This window comes from Helicobacter cholecystus, assembly GCF_003364215.1.
GTDB lineage: Bacteria > Campylobacterota > Campylobacteria > Campylobacterales > Helicobacteraceae > Helicobacter_G > Helicobacter_G cholecystus.
Genome location: NZ_NXLU01000003.1, coordinates 1 through 21,034 on the forward strand (window position 1 = coordinate 1; position 21,034 = coordinate 21,034).

Annotated in this window: 17 protein-coding genes; 5 read left to right on the forward strand and 12 right to left on the reverse strand. The window is 35.2% G+C overall.

Annotated elements, in window-relative coordinates; genetic code table 11:
* Nucleotides 1-675: 675 nt before the first annotated feature.
* A complete protein-coding gene (gene glmM / locus CQA62_RS03405) occupies nucleotides 676-2,019 on the reverse strand; it encodes a phosphoglucosamine mutase (RefSeq protein ID WP_104725151.1) in 1,344 nt (447 codons plus the stop codon).
* Between the two features lie 94 nt (nucleotides 2,020-2,113).
* On the opposite strand from glmM, the gene rpsT reads away from it, so the two are divergent.
* The 4 genes from rpsT to CQA62_RS03425 all read left to right on the forward strand — a co-directional run bounded on the left by rpsT (nucleotide 2,114) and on the right by CQA62_RS03425 (nucleotide 7,152).
* Nucleotides 2,114-2,389, forward strand: coding sequence for a 30S ribosomal protein S20 (rpsT, locus tag CQA62_RS03410; RefSeq protein WP_104725040.1), 276 nt, complete (start codon nucleotides 2,114-2,116; stop codon nucleotides 2,387-2,389).
* A gap of 60 nt (nucleotides 2,390-2,449) precedes the next feature.
* Nucleotides 2,450-3,520 (forward strand): peptide chain release factor 1, encoded by a 1,071-nt coding sequence (prfA, locus tag CQA62_RS03415; protein ID WP_104725041.1) that lies wholly within the window; start codon nucleotides 2,450-2,452, stop codon nucleotides 3,518-3,520.
* 297 nt (nucleotides 3,521-3,817) lie between these two features.
* Entirely contained in the window at nucleotides 3,818-5,656 is a 1,839-nt protein-coding gene (locus tag CQA62_RS03420) for an McrB family protein (RefSeq protein ID WP_232006804.1), read from the forward strand.
* Between the two features lie 5 nt (nucleotides 5,657-5,661).
* Complete coding sequence (locus CQA62_RS03425; protein WP_104725042.1) at nucleotides 5,662-7,152, forward strand: McrC family protein; 1,491 nt, start codon at nucleotides 5,662-5,664, stop codon at nucleotides 7,150-7,152.
* A 42-nt stretch (nucleotides 7,153-7,194) separates the two neighbouring features.
* On the opposite strand, the gene CQA62_RS03430 is transcribed toward CQA62_RS03425, so the two are convergent.
* The 5 genes from CQA62_RS03430 to CQA62_RS03450 form a co-directional block, all read right to left on the reverse strand.
* Nucleotides 7,195-7,746 (reverse strand): RICIN domain-containing protein, encoded by a 552-nt coding sequence (locus tag CQA62_RS03430; RefSeq protein ID WP_104725043.1) that lies wholly within the window; start codon nucleotides 7,744-7,746, stop codon nucleotides 7,195-7,197.
* A gap of 8 nt (nucleotides 7,747-7,754) precedes the next feature.
* Entirely contained in the window at nucleotides 7,755-8,576 is an 822-nt protein-coding gene (locus CQA62_RS03435) for a cytolethal distending toxin subunit B family protein (RefSeq protein ID WP_104725044.1), read from the reverse strand.
* A gap of 18 nt (nucleotides 8,577-8,594) precedes the next feature.
* Complete coding sequence (locus CQA62_RS03440) at nucleotides 8,595-9,314, reverse strand: cytolethal distending toxin subunit A/C (protein WP_104725045.1); 720 nt, start codon at nucleotides 9,312-9,314, stop codon at nucleotides 8,595-8,597.
* A gap of 501 nt (nucleotides 9,315-9,815) precedes the next feature.
* Entirely contained in the window at nucleotides 9,816-11,714 is a 1,899-nt protein-coding gene (locus CQA62_RS03445; protein ID WP_104725046.1) for a motility associated factor glycosyltransferase family protein, read from the reverse strand.
* A gap of 46 nt (nucleotides 11,715-11,760) precedes the next feature.
* On the reverse strand, nucleotides 11,761-13,305 hold the full coding sequence (locus CQA62_RS03450; protein WP_104725047.1) for a flagellin B: 1,545 nt from the start codon (nucleotides 13,303-13,305) through the stop codon (nucleotides 11,761-11,763).
* A 171-nt stretch (nucleotides 13,306-13,476) separates the two neighbouring features.
* Between CQA62_RS03450 and topA the strand changes: the two genes are divergently transcribed.
* On the forward strand, nucleotides 13,477-15,678 hold the full coding sequence (gene topA, locus CQA62_RS03455; protein WP_104725048.1) for a type I DNA topoisomerase: 2,202 nt from the start codon (nucleotides 13,477-13,479) through the stop codon (nucleotides 15,676-15,678).
* A 6-nt stretch (nucleotides 15,679-15,684) separates the two neighbouring features.
* Here topA and CQA62_RS03460 read toward each other — a convergent pair whose 3' ends face one another.
* The 6 genes from CQA62_RS03460 to CQA62_RS03485 are packed head-to-tail and all read right to left on the reverse strand — an operon-like array spanning nucleotide 15,685 to nucleotide 21,030.
* On the reverse strand, nucleotides 15,685-16,896 hold the full coding sequence (locus CQA62_RS03460) for an HD domain-containing protein (RefSeq protein WP_104725049.1): 1,212 nt from the start codon (nucleotides 16,894-16,896) through the stop codon (nucleotides 15,685-15,687).
* A complete protein-coding gene (gene gmhA, locus CQA62_RS03465) occupies nucleotides 16,886-17,443 on the reverse strand; it encodes a D-sedoheptulose 7-phosphate isomerase (RefSeq protein WP_104725050.1) in 558 nt (185 codons plus the stop codon). Before gmhA ends, CQA62_RS03460 begins: the two co-directional genes overlap by 11 nt.
* A 3-nt stretch (nucleotides 17,444-17,446) precedes the next feature.
* Nucleotides 17,447-18,790 carry a D-glycero-beta-D-manno-heptose-7-phosphate kinase gene (rfaE1, locus tag CQA62_RS03470; protein ID WP_232006854.1) on the reverse strand — a complete coding sequence of 448 codons (1,344 nt, stop codon included), beginning with the start codon at nucleotides 18,788-18,790 and terminating at the stop codon, nucleotides 17,447-17,449.
* Nucleotides 18,791-18,822: 32 nt separating this feature from the next.
* The gene (rfaD, locus tag CQA62_RS03475; protein ID WP_104725052.1) at nucleotides 18,823-19,833 is read right to left on the reverse strand and encodes an ADP-glyceromanno-heptose 6-epimerase; all 1,011 of its coding nucleotides are present in this window, start codon (nucleotides 19,831-19,833) and stop codon (nucleotides 18,823-18,825) included.
* Nucleotides 19,833-20,363, reverse strand: a complete 531-nt coding sequence (locus tag CQA62_RS03480; protein WP_104725053.1) for a D-glycero-alpha-D-manno-heptose-1,7-bisphosphate 7-phosphatase — start codon at nucleotides 20,361-20,363, stop codon at nucleotides 19,833-19,835. Before CQA62_RS03480 ends, rfaD begins: the two co-directional genes overlap by 1 nt.
* Before the next feature lie 10 nt (nucleotides 20,364-20,373).
* Nucleotides 20,374-21,030 (reverse strand): sulfite exporter TauE/SafE family protein, encoded by a 657-nt coding sequence (locus tag CQA62_RS03485; protein WP_126498334.1) that lies wholly within the window; start codon nucleotides 21,028-21,030, stop codon nucleotides 20,374-20,376.
* Nucleotides 21,031-21,034: the final 4 nt, after the last annotated feature.

Here is a 21,034-nt window from a genome sequence, read left to right on the forward strand (position 1 = left end):
TTAGCAGCAGCAATCAATAACGACCTGCACTCTGTAGCACAACTTTTATGGGAATATCAATATGGCAAAAAATCTCCTTTCAATATTTCCAAATCCCCTACTCCCAAAGAATCCTAATGGCCTAGTCTTCTCTTTCTCTTCCTCCCTCTTTACTCTCCCAAGTATAGGCAGTTTAATCCTCATGCAAAGATTGCCATTGCTTTAAGTGAATCCCTCTTTCTATCCTCTGAAGATGTTTCTATTTTAAATCAGTCCTCCCCTACTCTCCTACTTCAAGAAAATTCTTCTCTCCTCTCTAATGCTACTTCTTCTTTGCGGTGTAATCAATGGAGTAGAGAGTTTAGAAGATATTAACAATCCTCTATGAAATAAACACAAAGCCCCCATCCCCATCATTGCAATTTTCTTTGAGTCTTCTTGCACTTCTATCTTTTTTATACAATAGACACCAACAATCCCTAAATAAACATACATTGTCTCCTATCATAAAGGGGTGGAGGCCAGATGCTAAGTTTTTAATCCAAAATAATCTCCACAAACCCCTAGAGAGATAAAAGGTCATTTTGCGCATTAGTTCAAGAATAAGAAAAAAGATTTCCCTCAATGTTTTAAGGAGTTCTTCTAAGTGAGAATTCTAAATATTGTCTGTAGAAAAAAAAAGGGGGGGGGGTCTAACTATGCCTCACCTAAACTTTCTTTAAAGTATGCCTCAAGCTCTGCCATCATCTCTAAAAGCACTTTTTCACTCTTTCCCTCTAAAAGGATTCTAAGTTTATTTTCTGTACCTGAGTAGCGAATAAGATGCCGCATTTTCTGATTTTCAATCTTTTGGATTTTCTCTTGAAACCCTCTAAGTGAACTCAATTCCTCTTTTGAAGCCACATTAAGATTGACAAGCTTACTCGGATAGAGTGAAAAAGGATTAAGAATCTTACTTGCACTTTTATTTGCACGCTTAATCATTGCCATCACCTGCAATGCACTCACAAGTCCATCTCCCGTTTTTGCATAATCACCAAAGATAATATGCCCACTCTGCTCTCCCCCAAAACTCAAATCATAACGCTGCATCTCTTCTAATACATATTTATCCCCTACTCCACACCTTACTAATTCAATCCCATTTTGAGCTAAAAACTCTTCAAAGGCAAGATTACTCATCAAAGTGGCAACAATTTTTGGGTTTTTGAGCATTTGATTTTCTTTTAAATAAAGTGCTAGGGCTCCTAAAAGTTTATCCCCATCAATCACACTTCCCTTCTCATCTACAACTACTAATCTATCTGCATCACCATCAAATGCAAATCCCACATCTGCGCGGTATTGCTTGACTGCCTTTGCTAATCCTTGTGGATGCAGAGCACCGCACTGCTCATTAATATTAAATCCATTTGGCTCATCATTAAGCACCACAACATCAGCGCCCAATTCTTGGAAAATTGTAGGAGCAACACGATATGCTGCACCATTGCTTACATCAAGTACAATCCTTGTTCCTTGCAAATTAAGATCTTTTGGAAAAGAGTTTTTAATCTGCACAATATATCGTCCCACTACATCATCAATTCTCTTTGAGCTTCCTATTTCAAAACCACTCTTAAGATATTGCTCCAAGCCCTGTGTATCATTAAATATCTTTTCAATTTCTCTCTCTGCCTCTTCACTGAGTTTGTATCCAAAGCGATTAAAAAATTTAATTCCATTATCTTCATAAGGGTTGTGACTTGCTGAGATCATAATCCCAGCATCACATCGTAAATCTTCCGTTAAAAATGCAATTGCAGGGGTGGGCATAGGTCCAATCTGAATAACATCATAACCTACAGAAGTGAGAGCTGAAACCAGAGCATTTTCTATCATATAACCACTACGTCGTGTATCTTTACCCACTAAAATTTTATTTGTAATAGAATTCTTACGAAAATACACTCCAGAAGCAATGCCGAGTTTCATCACTTTAAAAGGTGTAATATCCACCCCTGCTTTTCCCCTTACTCCATCTGTGCCAAAAATTTTCATTTTTTCTCCAAAAATATTAGATTTTCCTAGCTTTTTTTCAAAAATCAAGGCATAATTTTGCCTTTAATTCTACAAAAAAAGGATTACATTCAAAATGGCAAACCATAAATCAGCGGAAAAAAGAATTCGACAAACAATTAAAAGAACAGAGCGAAATCGTTATTACAGAACAAGAATGAAAAACATTATCCGTGCTGTAAAAGAAGCAGTGGCTTCTAAAGATCTGACAAAAGCTCAAGAAAGTCTTAAAATCGCCAATAAAGAGCTTCATAAATTTGTAAGCAAGGGGATTTTAAAGAAAAATACAGCATCACGCAAAGTTAGCCGACTTAATGCATATGTAAAAAAATTCGCCCTTCAATCTGCATAATTTATTCTCTTAGGCAGGTTTGCTCCTGCTTAATCTTTATTTTACTCTCAAGGCTATATCATGCTTGTAGAAAAACTAAAACCCATTATTGCACGCTATGAAGAAATTACACAATTACTCTCCTCTCAAGAAGTCATCAATGATGTCAAAACTCTCACTGCATTAAGCAAAGAACAAAGCGATATTTCTCCCATTGCTCAAAGTGCAAAAGAATATATCTGCACTTTAGAAGGGATTGAAGAAAACAAACTTTTATTAGAGGACAAGGAATTAGGAGAGCTTGCCAAGGAAGAAATCAAAAGTTTAGAAGAGAAAAAAATCCAATTAGAAGAAGAGATAAAAGTCCTTCTTATCCCCAAAGATCCCAACGATAATAAAAATATCTATCTTGAGATTCGTGCAGGAACAGGAGGAGATGAGGCAGGGATCTTTGTAGGAGATCTTTTTAAGGCCTATTGTCGCTATGCGGATTTACAAAAATGGAAAGTAGAGATCATGAGCTCTAGTGAAAATAATGTGGGAGGATATAAAGAGGTTATCGCACTCATTAAGGGAAATGGAGCGTATTCTAAGCTCAAATATGAAGGAGGGACACATCGAGTGCAAAGAGTGCCAGAGACCGAATCTCAAGGACGTGTGCATACCTCTGCTGTGACTGTGGCAATTATGCCAGAGGTGGATGATGTAGAGGTTTCTATCAATCCAAATGATCTCAAAATCGAGGTTTTTCGAGCAGGAGGACACGGAGGACAATGTGTCAATACCACAGATTCAGCTGTAAGAATCACTCATATTCCTACAGGAATTAGCGTATCCATGCAAGATGAAAAGTCCCAACATAAAAATAAAGACAAAGCCCTAAAAATCCTTAAAGCGCGTATTTATGAAGCTGAGCTTGAAGCACAAAGAAGCCAAAATGCTGAGGCTAGAAAATCTCAAGTGGGAAGTGGGGATAGAAGTGAGAGAATCCGCACTTATAATTACCCTCAAAATCGTCTTACAGATCATAGAATTAATCTCACGCTTTACAGCTTAGAAGAAGTGATGCTTGGGGGAAGGCTCGATGAAGTCATCAATCCACTCATTGCACACGCCCAAAGTGAGGCTATGGGAGGAAATGGGGAGGAGTGAATGCTCTTGAGATAAGTCTTGAAGTTTAATTTAGGCAAAAAAATTTCTAAACATTTATATCATCGCAAATTCTCACTCCATATTCCCACACATTAACTTCACACAAAATCCTATCCCCCTACTTTCCCACTAACTAAGAGATAAAAACTAAATTGGTTGTAACCAAAGTTATATTTTATTAAATCCCTTATTTTTTATTTGGATTAATTCAGTAAATTTTAATAAAAATAATGCAAAAATCCCTAAGAATATGTTTTACCACTTACATAAAAGCCATATAAAAATGAAGGAGTAAAAATGTCCCATCAATATCAAACAACAAATGAAACAAATTCTCTGGATTACAATATCTATGATACCTATACATCACAACTCTATCCCTATAATAATCAAACCTATCTTCAGCTTGAGGATTTAATCCAAAAAGGAGAAAAAATTAAAACTCTGTTCACACCTGAAGGATCAAAATTCTATGTCCTTAAATCAAAAGAAAAAAATAGTATTAATGTTATCTCTCAAGGTGAAAAATCAAGTTTCGTTTATCTTGGCAAAAATGATTTTAAAAGATACTGCTCAGAAGGAAAAGCAACTTACCCTTCTTATGCTTCTGTATTTGATGATATTCTCAATACCTCTACTTCTATTGCATCAAATAATTTTTCAAGAAAAAGCACAATATCTAAAAACTCACAAACACCACTCCCACTCAATCAAATCCTCTATGGACCTCCAGGAACGGGGAAAACTTATGACACAATTAAAAAAGCACTAGAAATTCTAGGAGAGGATACAAAATCCAAGAATCGACAAGAGTTAAAAAAACTCTTTGAAGATTACAAATCAAAAGGACAAATCGAGTTTGTTACCTTTCATCAAAGCTATGGATATGAGGAATTTGTGGAGGGGATTAAACCCGTGATGAGTGAAGAAAATAATATGATCTATGAAGTGCAAAATGGAATTTTTAGAGAGATTTGCAAAAAGGCATTAGCAAATTATCAAGAAAGTCAAGAATCTCACCAATCCTCTAATTTTGAAGAATTATTTCAAGCCTATGCTCTTTCTTTAAAAGAAAAGTTGGACCAAGGGGAGAATATTACTTTCTATAAAAGTATGAAAATTTGCTCAATTAATCTTGAAAAAAGTGGAAAAATCTACTCCATTGGCATTGGTGTAAATCCACAATCTTTGCAGAATTTAAGTTTAAAAATATTCTTAAGAGATTATCAAGATTTTAAACAAGGAAAAATTAAAAATTACAAAGACATTAAACCCACATATGAATCCACCTCATTGTGGCATGGCAATGCTATTTATTATTTTAAACTTTATGAAAAGCTCCAAGAATTTGAAAAACAAGAGTTTCACCCCTATAATCAAGAAAAGAAAAAATCTGAGCTCAAACCCTATATCCTCATCATTGATGAAATTAATCGTGGGAATGTCAGTAAGATTTTTGGAGAGTTGATTACCCTTATTGAACCAAGTAAGAGGATTGGAGCAGATGAGGAGCTTAGAGTAACACTTCCCTATAGCAGTGATAGCTTTGGAGTGCCAAAAAATCTCTATATCATCGGAACAATGAATACTGCTGATAGAAGTATTACCAGCCTAGATACAGCATTAAGAAGAAGATTTGAGTTTATTGAGATGATGCCTGATTCTCAAACATTGATAAATCTTAGGGTATATGATGAGGGTGAAGATACAAAAATTAATCTAAAAGAACTCCTAGAAGCAATCAATCAAAGAATTGAATTTCTTTATGATAGAGAGAAAACTATCGGGCATACCTTTTTCCTAAGTGAAAACAAAGAATACGAAGGGAAAATAATCCTAGAACAACTTAAAGGAATATTCCAAAATAAAATCATTCCCCTACTTCAAGAATATTTCTACAATGACTATGAGGCAATTGATGCGGTTCTAAATGGTAATGAAATGATACAAGCAGAGAGTAAGACAGAATATTTGACTATGGAAAAGTTTCAAAAATTTATCGATGACAAAGGATTTGAGAAAAAGATTTTCAAAATCACTGCAAAAAATGATAGGGTTTGGGATGACCCACAAACCTACATCAAGATTTATTCCCCTACTCATTCCTCACAAAATCAAGACAATGAGAATAAGTAAGATCAGTGAAGCCTCTAACTTATACAATCATCGAACATCAAATCTTTGGGATTGAGGAGATTGCTAAAGCTTGGACAAAACACAAGAGTGAGGAGTGCAAGGGAGTTGAGCAGAGAGCTAAAAAGTTTTTCAAAGCCCTAGAGGAGTTTCAAAAATCCCACGAAGACAATTACAAATTCCTTAAACACTATAATAAACACAAGCTCAAAGCCCAAAACTATGTAGGCGTGATTCAAACTCAATACGGCACACTAGAGATTTTGCCAAAGTGTTTTACAAGTATAGCTCTAAGCGATGAGAAAGATGAGGAAAAGGCAAAACTCAAAGAGAGCAAAAAGACAAACAAAGAGGCTCTTAAGAAATTTTTCATACTTGAGAGCTTTGAGAAACAATTTAATGGCACTCCTCCTAAAATTCAAGATTTCTCCCTCTTTAATTCCCCCAAGCAATCCGCTCAAAACTTCCTGCTCTTTTGCTTAGGGTTACTCAAAAACTTACCCAAATCGAACAATCTCTCCTCACTTAGCACTACATATACTCCATTGCTAGAAATCTTTATGAAAATGTTTTGTAAGGAACTTTTAGAAGTTTGCAAAAGGGGTATAAGACACGATTATGTTGCCATAGAGAATAATAGAACTTATCTTAAAGGTAAACTTCTTTTTGATAGGCAGATTCGCCATAATTTTGTGCATAAAGAGCGTTTTTATACAAGCAGTGATGAATATATTGCCAATATCGCACCTAATCGCCTCATCAAATCTACTTTAAAGCTTATCGCTACTTTCTCTACTTCTCATTCCACCTATGCACTTATCAATCAATGCCTTGAAGCATTTGAAGAGATTCCAAGCAGTAGCAATATTGATGCAGATTTTCTTTTCTGCACTAACTCTAGGCATTTTTCCTACTATGAAATACTTATGGAATGGTGCAAACTCTTTTTGAAAAATAAAAGTTTTACCCCTTATAGTGGAGAGAGTCAAGCCTATGCCCTCCTCTTCCCTATGGAGAAGCTCTTTGAATCCTATGTGGCTTTTATGCTTAAAACTTGCAACATCCAAGCTCACACTATCACTCCCCAAAAGTCCGATCAATTTTTATACTACTTAGAAAACAACGTTTCTTATCATCCTCGCTTTAATCTTAAACCTGATTTGCATATCCAAAAAGAAGATGGAAGTATTATTATTGCAGATACCAAGTGGAAAGTCCTTAAAAATGCTGATGACAAAAAACACGGAATTGCTCAAGCTGATCTCTATCAACTCTTTGCCTACGCTCATTATTATAAGGCACAAGAGATATGGCTGATTTACCCCAAGCTTTACGCACAAAATGATAAGGAGAATAAGGAGATTGCACAGATTATTGATAATCTACAAGAGTGGAATAGCAAGACCCCCCATTACTCTCATCCCTGCACTTTTGAAGAAAAGGGGGAACACCATAAAATAAAGATAAAAGTCCTCTTTGCTCCCCTGGCCTTTTATTGATCTTATAGTTAAATCTTTTTTTATCACCCCCTATCCTCCTTCTTAAGGATTAATTGTTTTTGCCTCAATAAGAGGAGGAAGAATAAGCATTAAATTGCGCATATCGATACGAAATAATCTATCTACATCACAAGGGGAAATCCCTATGCCTCTTCCTGTAGGCAATCTTGGATTAAAAAATGCTGCAATGCATTCTGTTTTATCCAAAACAAAGGACCGGATTTGCACTGCAGCAGTTGTTGTGGGAATAATTGTAAATACGGTTTCAAGCTTTTTACTTTTTAAGTCCTCCTCACAAGACTTAAGTGCAAAAAATCCACTTTCATCAATCCCTAAACATAAACTTGGATCTTCTGTATTGACAAATTGCATAGCCCCTAAATTAAAGCTAGCAAAAGGATCACTTTTAGTAATCTCTTCATCAAGAATCACCTGCTTAAGATTCCAATTAGGTCTTTTAGAATCTGGAGCAAGCAAATCCCCTGTCATCACATTTCTTAAAGAAAATGGTGCAGTGAAATCAGGCAAATCCTCAGGATTGACTCCATGCATAAAATTTAAAATTAAAGCAAACAATAAGATAATTTTTTTCATTCTGCCTCCTAAAAACGTCCAAAATGCACAGGAACATGATCTGATGAGAGATGTGCACGTATGCTAGCTGCTATAAGCAATGCAGTAATTTGTGGCAAGGTTAAAGCAGAGCGCTCAGAGCTTGATCTGCCCACCACTGCATAATCAAGCGTTCTATTTGCACCACGAGAGCTAAAATGTGTGGCTGAATTTGGTGCAGCAATGCGGATGTGATTGGTAATTCTTGTATCAAGCCCAGCTTGCAAGAGTGCTGGGTCGCGATTAAAATCACCTGCAATGAGCCAATTGATTTGAGGCATATTAATAAAAGTATCATGCACTGCGCTCACTAAAGCAGGGGCATCACCGCCACCATTTGCCAAGGCATGAATGTTAAAAAATACATCATTACCAATACGAATGCCTATGGCTGGACGTGAAGCATCTGTTGCTACAGTATTTTGACGCACTACAAAGACTTCATCAGCCATGACATTGGAGACTATGGCAAGATTTACTCTTCTTGCCCCTACATCAAGAGGAGCATAATAAATATATACCATATTAGGTCTAGAATATGTGCCAAGCTCCCAAGTAAACTCTTCTACAGGTGTACCACCGGGTTGGATGATTCTGCCTGTTCTTCTAGCACTTGCAGGAACAGCACCTGCTTCTTGTATCATAAGAATATTGGCGGGATTATCTCCTGTAATGAGTTGTCTGACGCTGACATTCCATTTACTTTCTGTATTTGCCGAAGAACCTTGCAAATTCCAAGTGCTTACTCTATAATCCTCAAGATTAGCTAAAGCAAGGCCAAAACTTATAAAAAAGCATAACAGTACTTTCATCATCGTTCCTTTTCTCTATTAATTTGGGTTTGTTACAAAAATGGGTGGGGCATTGTCTATAATGGGAGTGATATACCATTGCTGATCAAGATTAGGTTCATTGATTGCACATTTTGTCAAGTAGATACTGTAGTAACTTGTTGAACGATTAGTTGGGGTTTGCAAACAAGCTTTTGTGCCAACATTTTGAATCTGCACTGCCTGATTATCAAAAAAGTTTAAAACCCAAAATTGCTCTGGATTATTTTCATTGCACACTTCATGAATTGCACCATTTCCATATGCTTGAAGACAAGTCCCTTTTTCTTCATTTTTAATCATCACTTGCCCATTTGGAAAATTAATGATGCGCCAAAAGGGTGCTTGATGAAAACTTTGCGCATCAAGAGGTGTGTATCCCCATACCCAATTCCTTGGTTTTAAAGCCCAAAGCGTTAAGAGTCCACCAGAAGAAGACATGATTGATACAGGATTAGAGGCATTTTTATCTATTTTTGGTGCATTATTAGCATTATTACCAGAACCTATAACAGGAATTTTTGTTTTTTGCATTTGTGATTGCATAAATTTTTGTCTTGATTTTTCATTAGGTATCTCAAGATTAGGTGGAGGTGTTGGACTCAATCCTATCCCTAAATCTTTTTGACTTTCAGACAAAAGACTTGACTTTGAAATCTCTGGTTTTGAGGAACACGCCAGAAAGAAAAAGGTTGCAAAAATCAAATATACATACCGCATAAATACCCTCTTAATAAAATTTTTAATAGAAACTCCTAAATAAAATAATTATTTGGAATAACCTAAAAATTATATCTTTAATATTTTAAAAAAATAAAAACCTTTTTTTAATGGGATAAATTTCTTTTTATATCTCTCAATGCAATATTGTAATAATCAATATATAAAAAAACTATCTATTCTATTAAAAAATATTTGATCTAAAAAGATAGAATCTTAAATTTAAAATCAAATAGGATCTTTATGCTATATCAATAATTTAGAAGATATAAAAGTATATACTGAGCTTTTATTTAAAGAAAACTTATGATAAATTTATCTTATTCTATATCTAGTTAATAAGGATAATTTAAAGTATATAAAATTTAATTAAAAGATAAGTTTTTATCAAGTTATGAGATAAAAAATAGATATAAGGTCGCAACTATATCTATAGATCATATACAAATTGCGGTATTATAGATGCAACATTGTTGATCTCTAGTTTTTCTACTTTAAGGATTATTTTCCCCTACCCCAGCTTTTACTTGCCCTTTTAACTACTTCAAGCACACTATCCATTCCTCCCGCAAGAGAAAAAAGCCAATATTTATGTAAAAAAATCAGTTCAATTTGTTTGGCTCTTCTTTGCATTTCATCTGAAGTATTTCTTACAAGCACTTTAGCAATATCCATTTCTTGATGAAAGATATAAGATTGTAGAGCGTCAATAAACGTAGCGGAGAAGATAGGATCTTTAAAGTATTCTTTGACTTTTTCAATCTCTTGACTGAGCTTATCCATTCTCTTATAATCAATTGTTTCAAGCTTATTTTCATCATTAAGTTTTTCTAGCTCTTCACAAAACTCTGCAACTTTTAAAAAGACTTTTTCGATTCTTTTCTGTTTAGTCCTACCCTCTCTAAGCCACATTTTGCACCTCTTAGAAATAGTCTGCATATTTTGCTCTATAAGCTCTTGTGTAGGGAAATTTAAAACAAGTTTAGGTTTAGACTCCCTTGGAATTAGAGAAATTGCTTTGGCAAATGGGATTTCTTGTGTCCCCTCTATCCTTGCACCCCCTTCAGTGGAATTAATCACTTCAAGATTATAAGGAGTATTGGCAATATCTCGTTCATAGAAATTTAAGAACATTCTCCAAACTATTGTGCTTTCTATCTCTCCTCCTCCGCCATATTTGGTGACAAATACTTTCTGATCTTTTGGCTTAATTTCATGAGAACCATAGAGAGCATCTTGAGAATGAGAACTTCCATCCTCACCGAATGCAAGATCTTGCCCAATAATAATGCAGCGTTTAAATCTTGAATGCACAACCATTTCATATGCCATATTTGCAGCACTCATTCCAATCCCAATATAACCATATTCATTGATTCCAAAATAAGTCGTATATCCAAAAGGACGAAAACTATATTGAATAAGCCCCCCTTTCTCTTCTACTGCCTTTTTTAATCTTGGATGTACAATTGAAGTGAGTGCAAACACTACCCCCTCAAAAGCTTCCTTTGGAGTATCTTCATAAAATTTTGCTGTAGCCTCTACCCTCTCAAGAGAAAGGACAACATCAGGTTTAATTCCATGTTTATAAAGAATGGGAAAAGATGCATCAATACAAAAAAGTGTTGCATAAGGGGCAATTTCTTTAAGTAATGGGAGTTGCTTATAGAGACTTGGTCCTGTGGCAACAATAATAGCTGTGTCTCTTCCTCTAAGCTGGGTAATCAGCTCAACTAAACTTGGAGAATGCAGAGAGGCTGGGAGATTTTGTATATGATGATCAATTCCTACAATCGCATCATGTGCATCATTTCCTACAGAAACTACCATATGTTCAATTGCCTTGATGAAATGCAAATTCAGTGCATGGAGTTCTTCATCATGGTTTTCATAATAATAAGCACTGCAAGCTTCAAGCATATAAGTTTTTGCATAAAGTTTGGAGTGTTTATCTTGATCAAAAAGATTGAGTACAGCTTGATAATCTACTTTCTCACCCCAAAGCAAAACAAGCTTTCCTTCCAAAATCTCAGAAGAAAAATCAATAAAATGCATTGCAATAAATAAAATCTCAAGTTCAGGCTCAATCACTACAATTCTTTTAACAATCTCATTTCCTAAAAGAAGCTTATAGAGCACCCCATTTCCTATTCCATAGAAATACATATAAGGATAATAAGCATATTCACTCAACTCCTCAAATCTCTTCATATTCTCTTCAAGAGGACTTGTGAGATATAGGGGCTTCTCTCTCTTGCAATCAAAAATATTATAGTTTGCAATATCTTCACCCATAAAAACTTCAAAAGATTGATTAGGTTTATGAGCTTGAAGTAAGAGTGCAAGTGCAGGATTTTTAATTGCAATAGAAGCAAGATTGCTTTGGAAAAAATCTTTCATAATAAAGCCTTAGAGATAAGATATCCCCCCATAAGAGGGATAAAGATTATTGAAGAAGTTTAAGAACATTTTGTTGCACTGCATTGGCTTGTGCCATTGCATAGCTTCCGCTCTGTGCCAAAATGTTATGTTTTGAGAATGTTGCTGATTCTGCAGCAAAGTCAACATCTCTAATTTGAGATTCAGCTGCCTTAACATTCACTTGAGTTACAGAAATATTATTAATTGTTGATGTGAGTTGATTTTGTACAGAACCCATATCTGATCTAATCTTATCAAGCTGAATTCTTGCAGACTCTGCCATATCCATAACAATCATTGCGCCTTCTAAGCTTGTAACACCTGAACTAAGGCCTTGAGAATTGAGTGCAGCTTGTGCTGCATTTGCATTTGCTCCTGATGCTGAGGCAATATTAGCATTAAAGTCACCCATTAAAGAACGCAATGCAATGGTTGCTTCTGCAACACCTTGAGCAGAATGGAATCCAACATGACTAAAGTTTGTTCCACTTATGACGATATCTCTAGCATTGGTTCGAACAAGAGTGAGACGTCCCACAATTGCATGATTTGTTCCGGAGATTCCCGCAAAGTTTCCTCCTCCAAATACTGCACCGCTCGCACTCGTTGTTTGAATCGAAATCGCTCTTCCATCAATACTCTTTACATTAATTCTTCCTGTGATATCCATAAATGCCTCAACACCTGTTGAATCTTTTACGGCATTAATAGCATTGATGAGTTTTCCATCGGCATCATTTTTTTGAACATCATTGATTGTCCCAATATTTACACCATTGATTGTTAGCCCTCGTACTGTTCCTGATTGTACAGGAGAGCCACCTGTTGCCACAACATTCCAGCTTGCTCTTACACCAAGCTTATCTGAATAGCGATTGATTGCTTCACTAAGCACTCCAATACCTGTTCCTGCTGAATTTGAAATTCTAACTGTTTCAATTGCATATTCTTCCGTTCCATTAACTTCTTTAAAATTAAAAGATACCTCGGTTAAATTTTTTGCAGCAGCACTTGCTTTCATTCCATCAGCAGTCACTGAAGAAGTTTCCATTCTTACATGGCCAATCTTATCTGAGCTTGTTGCACCAATAGAGGCTTTAATTGTTGTATTTGAGAAAGCACCAATTTGGAATTCTTTATTAGTGAAAGCACCAGAAAGCATTTGCTGACCATTAAAGCTTGTTGTATTAGCAATATTATCCAATTCTTCAAGCAATCTTGTGATATCAGCTTGAAGTGCTTTTCTTGTTTCAGTAGTTTGACCATCTTGAGCAGCTTGAATTGCCTTTGTTTTGATTGTATCCAAGATTTTAATCTGCTCATCCATTGCTTTATCAGCAACTTGAATCATACCAATAGCATCATTGGCATTTTTGACTGCTTGACCCAAGCTCTCACTTTGAGATCTCAAACTATCAGCAATTGCCATACCAGAAGCATCATCTGCTGCCTTATTGATACGCAAACCTGAACTGAGTCGCTCAAGTGAAGAAGCGATCGCACGATTATTCTGAACGCCAATGGTATGAGCATTGAGCGCCGCCACATTTGTATTTATCCTAAAACCCATGTTGTATCCTTACTAAAAAAGTTTTTACATGAGGATAAAAAGCAACTAGTATTCCAACTTTATCAAAATACCTATTTTGTGGAAAAAAATATATTTTCTCATCTCATTGCATCCATAATTTCACAAAAGCCTTTTATAATGTATAAAAAATTTCAATATAAAGAGTTCATTATGAAAAATCTAATTATTGTTGAGTCCCCTGCAAAAGCAAAAACAATTGCCAACTTTTTAGGAAAAGATTATGAAGTTATTGCAAGTAAGGGACATATTCGTGATTTACCGCAAAACAAATTTGGAATTAAAATTAAAGATAAGGAATTTATTCCTGATTATGTCATTTCAAGCGATCATAAGGATATTGTAGAAAAAATCAAATCCCTTGCAAAAAAATCTAATCAAATTTATATTGCAACCGATGAAGATCGTGAAGGAGAAGCTATTGGATATCATATTACGCAAGCTATTGGGGGAGAAGCAAAAGATTATCCGCGTATTGTTTTTCATGAAATCACCAAAAGTGCAATTACCCATGCATTGCAAACTCCACGACATATTGATATGAATAAAGTCGATGCACAGCAAGCTAGACGACTTTTAGACAGAATTGTGGGTTTTAAACTGAGCAGTTTAATAGCCAATAAAATTCAAAAAGGTTTAAGTGCAGGAAGAGTTCAAAGCAGCACACTTAAAATTGTGGTTGATCGTGAGAGAGAGATAGAAGCCTTTAAGCCTATAAGGTATTTTAGCATCAATGCAGAGTTTGCACATAAACTCAATACTGAACTTATAGAGTATGATGGAGAAAAACTTGAAAAACTTTCTCTTCAAGATGAAAATAAAGTAAAAAAAATGCTTGAGGTTTTACAAAAAGAGCATTATCATGTTAAAGAAATCAGTAAAAAAAGTAAAAAAACCTCTACACCACCCCCCTTTATGACTTCAACACTTCAGCAAAGTGCATCAAATCTTCTTGGTTTCTCCCCCAAAAAAACAATGAATTTAGCACAAAAACTCTATGAGGGAGTACAAACGCACGCAGGAATGATGGGAGCAATTACATATATGAGAACAGATAGTCTTAATATTGCTAAAGAAGCACAAGAAAAGGCTAAAGAAGTGTTATTCCAAAATTATGGAAAAGATTTCGTTCCCAGTAAGCCCAAAAATTACACTACAAAAAGTAAGGGAGCGCAAGAAGCACATGAGGCAATTCGTCCTACAAATCTTGATTTTACCCCTTCTCTTGCAAAAGAGTTTTTAAGCAATGATGAATATAAGCTATATACGCTTATTTATAATCGCTTTCTAGCCTCTCAAAGTACAGATGCAGAATTTGAAAGTCAGACTTTATTGATTGCCTCAGATCATGGAGTGTTTAAAGCCAGCGGTAGTCGCCTTGTGTTTGAGGGATTTCATAAAATTATTGGAAGTGAAGATAAAGATAGACTTCTCCCAGAGCTTAAAGAAGGTGAAATTATTGAGCCTAAAAATATCTCTAGCAAAGAGCATTTCACAGAACCACCTTCAAGATATTCTGAAGCAGGTTTAATTAAAACAATGGAAAGTCTAGGAATTGGACGACCAAGCACCTATGCACCTACGATCTCCCTTCTTTCTAGTCGTGAATACATTAAGGTAGAAAAAAAGCAAATTTTTGCCCTTCAAAGTGCATTTAAAGTAACACAAATGCTAGAAGAACATTTTAATGAGATTGTAGATAGCCATTTTACTGCCAAGCTTGAAGAAGAACTTGATGATATCGCCGAGAAAAAAGAGCAATGGCAAGAAGTTTTATGGAGATTTTATGAACCATTTGAACAAAAGCTTATTGAGGGAAAAAACTCCATTCCTTCACAAAAAATTGCAATTCCTACAGGAGAAGATTGCCCAGAATGTGGAAGCCCCTTAATTAAGAGAAATGGGCGATATGGTGAATTTATTGCTTGTAGCGGCTACCCAAAATGTAAATATATCAAAAAAGATGATCCACTCTCCATCACTCAAGTCCAAGAAGATTTGGGAGTTTGTGAGAAATGCGGAAGTGCAATGGTTAAAAAAATGGGTAGAAGAGGAGAATTTCTTGCTTGTAGTGGCTACCCAAAATGTAAAAATGCAAAACCCCTTCACCCTATCCACCCGCAAGCCCTTGAGATTAAATGTCCAGAATGTGGTGGAGAAATTCTTCAAAGAAATAGCAGAAGGGGAACCTTTTTTGGATGTGGCAATTATCCAAAATGCACCTTTATTTCAAAATTTGAACCCATTGCACAACCTAAATGTCCAGAATGTGGATACATGGTTGCACAAAGAACTTATAGAGGTAGGGAGATTTATGAATGCATTAAATGCAAAACACGCATAGATAAAGAGTAATAGGGATTATCTAAAATCCCTGATAATTTTTCCCAAATCCACCCCTCTCATCACTTTATTGCAACATTTCTGATAAATACCCTCTGAGCCTTGAAGTAAGTCTTGACTTGAAATTCCATGGGCAATAGAGATCTTAGCTTCCAAATATGCACTTAAATGATCGCAAAACTTTAAAAACTCGCCACATACTGGATCAAATTCATCTTTATCATATTTGCTTAAAAACTCCTCACCACTCTCTACGCGATAGACAAAATGCTCAATTTTATAGCGATTACTAAACTCATCTTGAGTGAAATAAATCACATCATCTTTAATATTTGTACTCACATTAGCCAAAATTTTCTCTTCTACTGCTTCTTTTTCAATTTTTTTAATTTGCTCATCAAGCCCTTTAACATTATGTTTAATAGGAGAAATAATATCTCTTGTAAGAATCTCTGGCAAATCATGGAAAAGTCCACAAAGAAAGTGATTGATCCTCATTTGCTCACAAACTCCTAAATCAAGACTAAGCAGGTATGCACTCATAGCCACTACAAGCGTATGACCTAAGACACTTGTTTCAGGAACGCGTGGGGTTTGACTCCAACGCTTTTGGAATCTTAATTGTCCAAACATATCAATCACTTCTTGACTCTTTTGGTAAAGCACAATCTCACTCATTCCAGCTAAATAATAAAACTGCTCAACTTCTGTATTAATGATGTTTTTAATATTCTCTACACCATACATCTTGGGATTAAAATTATAGATAATATCAAACTCCCACTTTGATGCATAAAAATGTGAAGCTCTTAAAATATCCCTTTCAATGCACTTTGGAGGATTTTTGAGATACTCTTGCAACAAAGTGAGCAAACCATAGGGCTCAAGATCCTCTCTTAAAGCCTCTATAACAAAATCAGCCAATTCATTACGATGATGTTTTTGAAGCTTATGAAATACGGGAGGTTTAATATCTGTAAGCACCATACGTTCAAAAAACTCAAAGCAAAAAAAGTAAATTAACTTCTCCCAGTCAATCTTACTCCCTCTACAATGCTCTTCATAACGTGCAAGAAAATAGGCAATCACCATTTTATGCGCTTGCTTATCAAGCTCCACAAATTCTACTGGACAAGCTTGATCATTCCATCTTCTAATCGAAGCAGAAACAAAGATTTTCCTAAGTAGAACTGAGCTAAGACGTGGAGATTTAAGTGCATTATCTTCCACTGAAAGCCTCGTCAATCTTTTGGCAAATGTAGTGGATAATGAGAATATGCATCTCTTGGATACGTGGCGTATCTGAGCTAGGAATGATAATATTGGGTTCACACCACTCATTCATTTCTCCTCCATCTTTTCCACTTAATCCCACACAATGACACCCTCTTTTTCTCCCCTCCTTTAAAGCATTAATCACATTCATAGAATTTCCGCTTGTAGAGATTGCAAAAATCATATCATCACTTTTAGCCAGTGCTTGAACCTGTCTTGAAAACACATGCTCAAATCCATAATCATTACCAATTGCACTCAAGGCTGAAGTATCTGTACTCAATGCAATTGCAGGCAATCCCATTCTTTCACTCTTATATCTTCCTGTAAGTTCTGCACTAAAATGCTGTGCATCAGCAGCACTTCCACCATTTCCACAGATGAGAATCTTTCCTCCACTTTTTAACACTTCTACACAATGCTGAGCGAGGATCTCAATTTTTGTTCCCATTTTTTCACTTGTAAGTTGAGCAACTTGAATATGTTCTTGAAATTCTTGCATATTTTATCCTTTGATTTTTTTGATGAGATTTGTTGTGCTTTTACCTTCAACAAAATCAATGAGTTTTACCTCTTGAGCAAACTCGCTCCCTATAACCTCTTTTCCCTTATAATCTGCTCCCTTTACCAAGATTTTTGGAGAAATGGATTTAATTAGCTCATAGGGAGTAAGCTCATCAAAAATAATCACATAATCCACACACTCTAAAGATGCTAAAAGAAATGCCCTATCTTCTTGGGAATTAATGGGCCTATTCTCTCCTTTCAATGCTCTGACTGAAGAATCAGAATTCAATCCTACTACTAAAATATCCCCTAGTTTTTTTGCCTTTTGCAAATAACTCACATGACCTTTGTGCAAAATATCAAAACATCCATTTGTAAAGACAATATTTGAATTTTGAGGAAGTTGTTTTGCACAAGCAAGAATCTTGCTATGTGCATATTCTTGGTGGTGAAACCGACCAATTTCCTCTTGTGTTGCAACAGCACTTCCTACTTTTGCAACAACAACAGCTGCTGCACTATTAGCAAATTTTACTGCCTCTTTTATATTCTGTCCTTGTGCAAGCATATAGCCAAGCGAAGCAATTACTGTATCTCCAGCTCCTGTAACATCATAAACTTCTTGGGCAAGTGTTGGAAAAATTTTTAATTCCCCATCTTCTAAGATTCCAATCCCATCTTCACTTAAGGTGATTAAGGGGTACAAAAGATTACATTGCTCTTTAAGTGTATTTAAAGCAAGCAAAAGATTTTCTTTATTATTAATCTCAATACCTGTGGCTTCCTTGGCTTCTTTTTTGTTTGGGGTAAGGAGTGTTGCATATTTATACTTACTATAATCACTCCCTTTTGGATCACAAAGGACAACTTTCTGATATTCATTAGCAAGTGAGATGAGTTTTTTACACATGCTCTTGCTTAAAACTCCCTTACCATAATCTGAGAGAATCAGACCATCACATTCTGTAATCTCAGAGCAAACTCCATGATATAAAGATTGCAAAATTTTATCACAAAGATCATCTTTATTCTCTCTATCTACACGTAAAATTTGCTGATTTGAAACCAAGATTCTACTTTTTTGTGTTGTTTGGCGTTTCTTGTCTTTATAGATATGCTTTACACCAATGCCTAGGTTTTTGGCATCTTGTAAAAGCATCTCTCCTGCCTTATCTTCTCCTATTACGCCACAAAGCTCTACTTTAGCTCCCAATGCAATCAAATTATGGGCAACATTACACGCTCCACCCAGACGATTTTGCTCTTTTGTAACCTCTACAACTTGAACAGGAGCCTCTGGAGAAATTCTAGAACAATCCCCCAGAATATAATGATCCAACATTAAATCCCCAATTACAAGGATTTTTGGAGTTTTTAAAGACACTTCTTCTCCCTTGCATAAATTGCCTTAATCTCAGGCATATAGTCATCAATTCCCTCTTGCAAACTAAATCTAGGGTGATATCCCAAATCTTGCGTGCTTAATGAAATATCTGCTTCTGTATAGTTTTGATAGAAAGTATAAGGATTGTCAATATATTCCACTTCAAATTCACCGAAATGGTATTGAATCCTTTCGACAATATCATTAAAACATCTTGCCTTTCCACTCCCAACATTATAAACCCCACCTTTTTGTGCCTTCATTGCCAAAATATTAGCCTGAATCACATCTTCAATATAAACAAAGTCTCTTTTTTGCTCACCATATTTAAAAAGTCTAACTTTTTTATGATGCATTGCTTGGAGAGAAAGTTGAAGAATCATAGAGGCTGTTTTGCCTTTATAAAACTCTCTTGCTCCATAAACATTAAAAAATCTTAGACCAATAATAGGAGTTTTGGGATCATTTTTAAGAATACTTCTTACACTCTCATCCATACAAAGCTTTGAAAAGCCATACACATTCTCCGGCACTTCACCCTCTCCAATCTTATTAGGTGCTGGAGAGTTTCCATAAGTTCCTGCACTTGAGGCATAAATCATTACTCCATTTTGCTCTCTAGTTAATTGTAGAAGATGAAGAAAACAATCATGATTAGTTTGCATCACAATTTCTTGATTAAGCACAGTTGTATCAGAAATTGCAGCTTGATGAAAAACATAATCAAATCTAGTTTTTTCAAATAACTTACTCATTGCTTGGGTATTATTAATATTTTCACAAATTACATGTCCCTTAAATCCTATAAGATTCTTAAAACTTCCTAAAGATTTAAAATTGCCACTTGGAAATGTTTCATCATTTCTAAAGCAATCAAGTACATAAACATTAGCCTTAGGGTGATGCTTTTGAAAATAAAATGCTAGGGCGCTTCCAATAAACCCTGCACCTCCTGTAATAAGAATATTTTTATTCTCTAATGTATCCTCAATGTATCTCACTATTTCTTCTCCTTTTCTTCAAAATCTTTGATTTGCGCTAATGCAATGACCCATATAAGATTGTCTATTCCACTAAAATCAGGTTTCTTAAGTGAAAAAAAATACTTCTTTCCAATCCCTATAGACTGTGCAGCTTGCATATCACTTTGCTTATCACCAATCATAATACTTTTTTCAAAATCAATTTTAAAGTCCATATTTGCTTCTTCAAACATTCCTGTTTTAGGTTTTCTGCATTGACACCCCTCAAGATGAGGACAAAAATAAATCTTATCAAATGCAAAACCTAGTTTCTTCATAATTTCAGATTGCATATATTCAGTCAAATCCAAAAAATCCTGAGTAGAATAATACCCCCTAGCAATGCCAGATTGATTGGTTACAACAAATAAAAGGTAATCTTGGGATTTATAGTAAGAGAGGAGATTAAAAATTCCTGAGCAGAATTCAAATTCTTTTTGAGAATATACATATCCCTTATCAAGATTAATCACTCCATCTCGATCAAAAAATACAGCCTTTCTCTTCATTTAACCTCCTTTAAATCAGTTTCATACCCTTATAAATTGTAAAAACACCAAAGATCATCATAACAATTGATGAAATTTTAAGCATTATATTTTTAAGTGAGGAATTGAGTATAAGACTTGAAAGAATCCCTACAAAAAGCATAGGTAAAAAGGTGCTCACTCCAAAGATTCCCATAATTATTGCTCCTTTGAATACTCCTCCACTGGCTAAAGCAATCAAAGCAAAATAATACACTATCCCGCAAGGTAAAAATCCATTCAAAAGTCCTAAAAGAAAAAAACTCATAACATTCTGAGATTTTAAAAGTTTTAAAAAAAATGATTTTAAACCTTGACCTGTAGGCATAGAGGGTTCAATTTTATTTAAAAGCTTTGGTGCAAAAAGCAGCAAGGCACCAAAAAGTCCTGTTAAAAAACCAATAAAAATTAAAGCCGCTCCCTTAATTTGCGGATTAATTTCAAAAACAATCCCAATTCCCCCACACAAAGCTCCAATCAAAACATATGCACTCAATCTCCCAATATTATAAAGAAAGTTACAAAGTAGAGCTGGAAAATGATTTTGTGCAATTTTTGAATTGAGTGCAAGCACAATTCCCCCACACATTCCAATACAATGTCCCAATGAAGCAGAGAGGGCGATATTAAAGACTAAAAAATAATCCAACTCC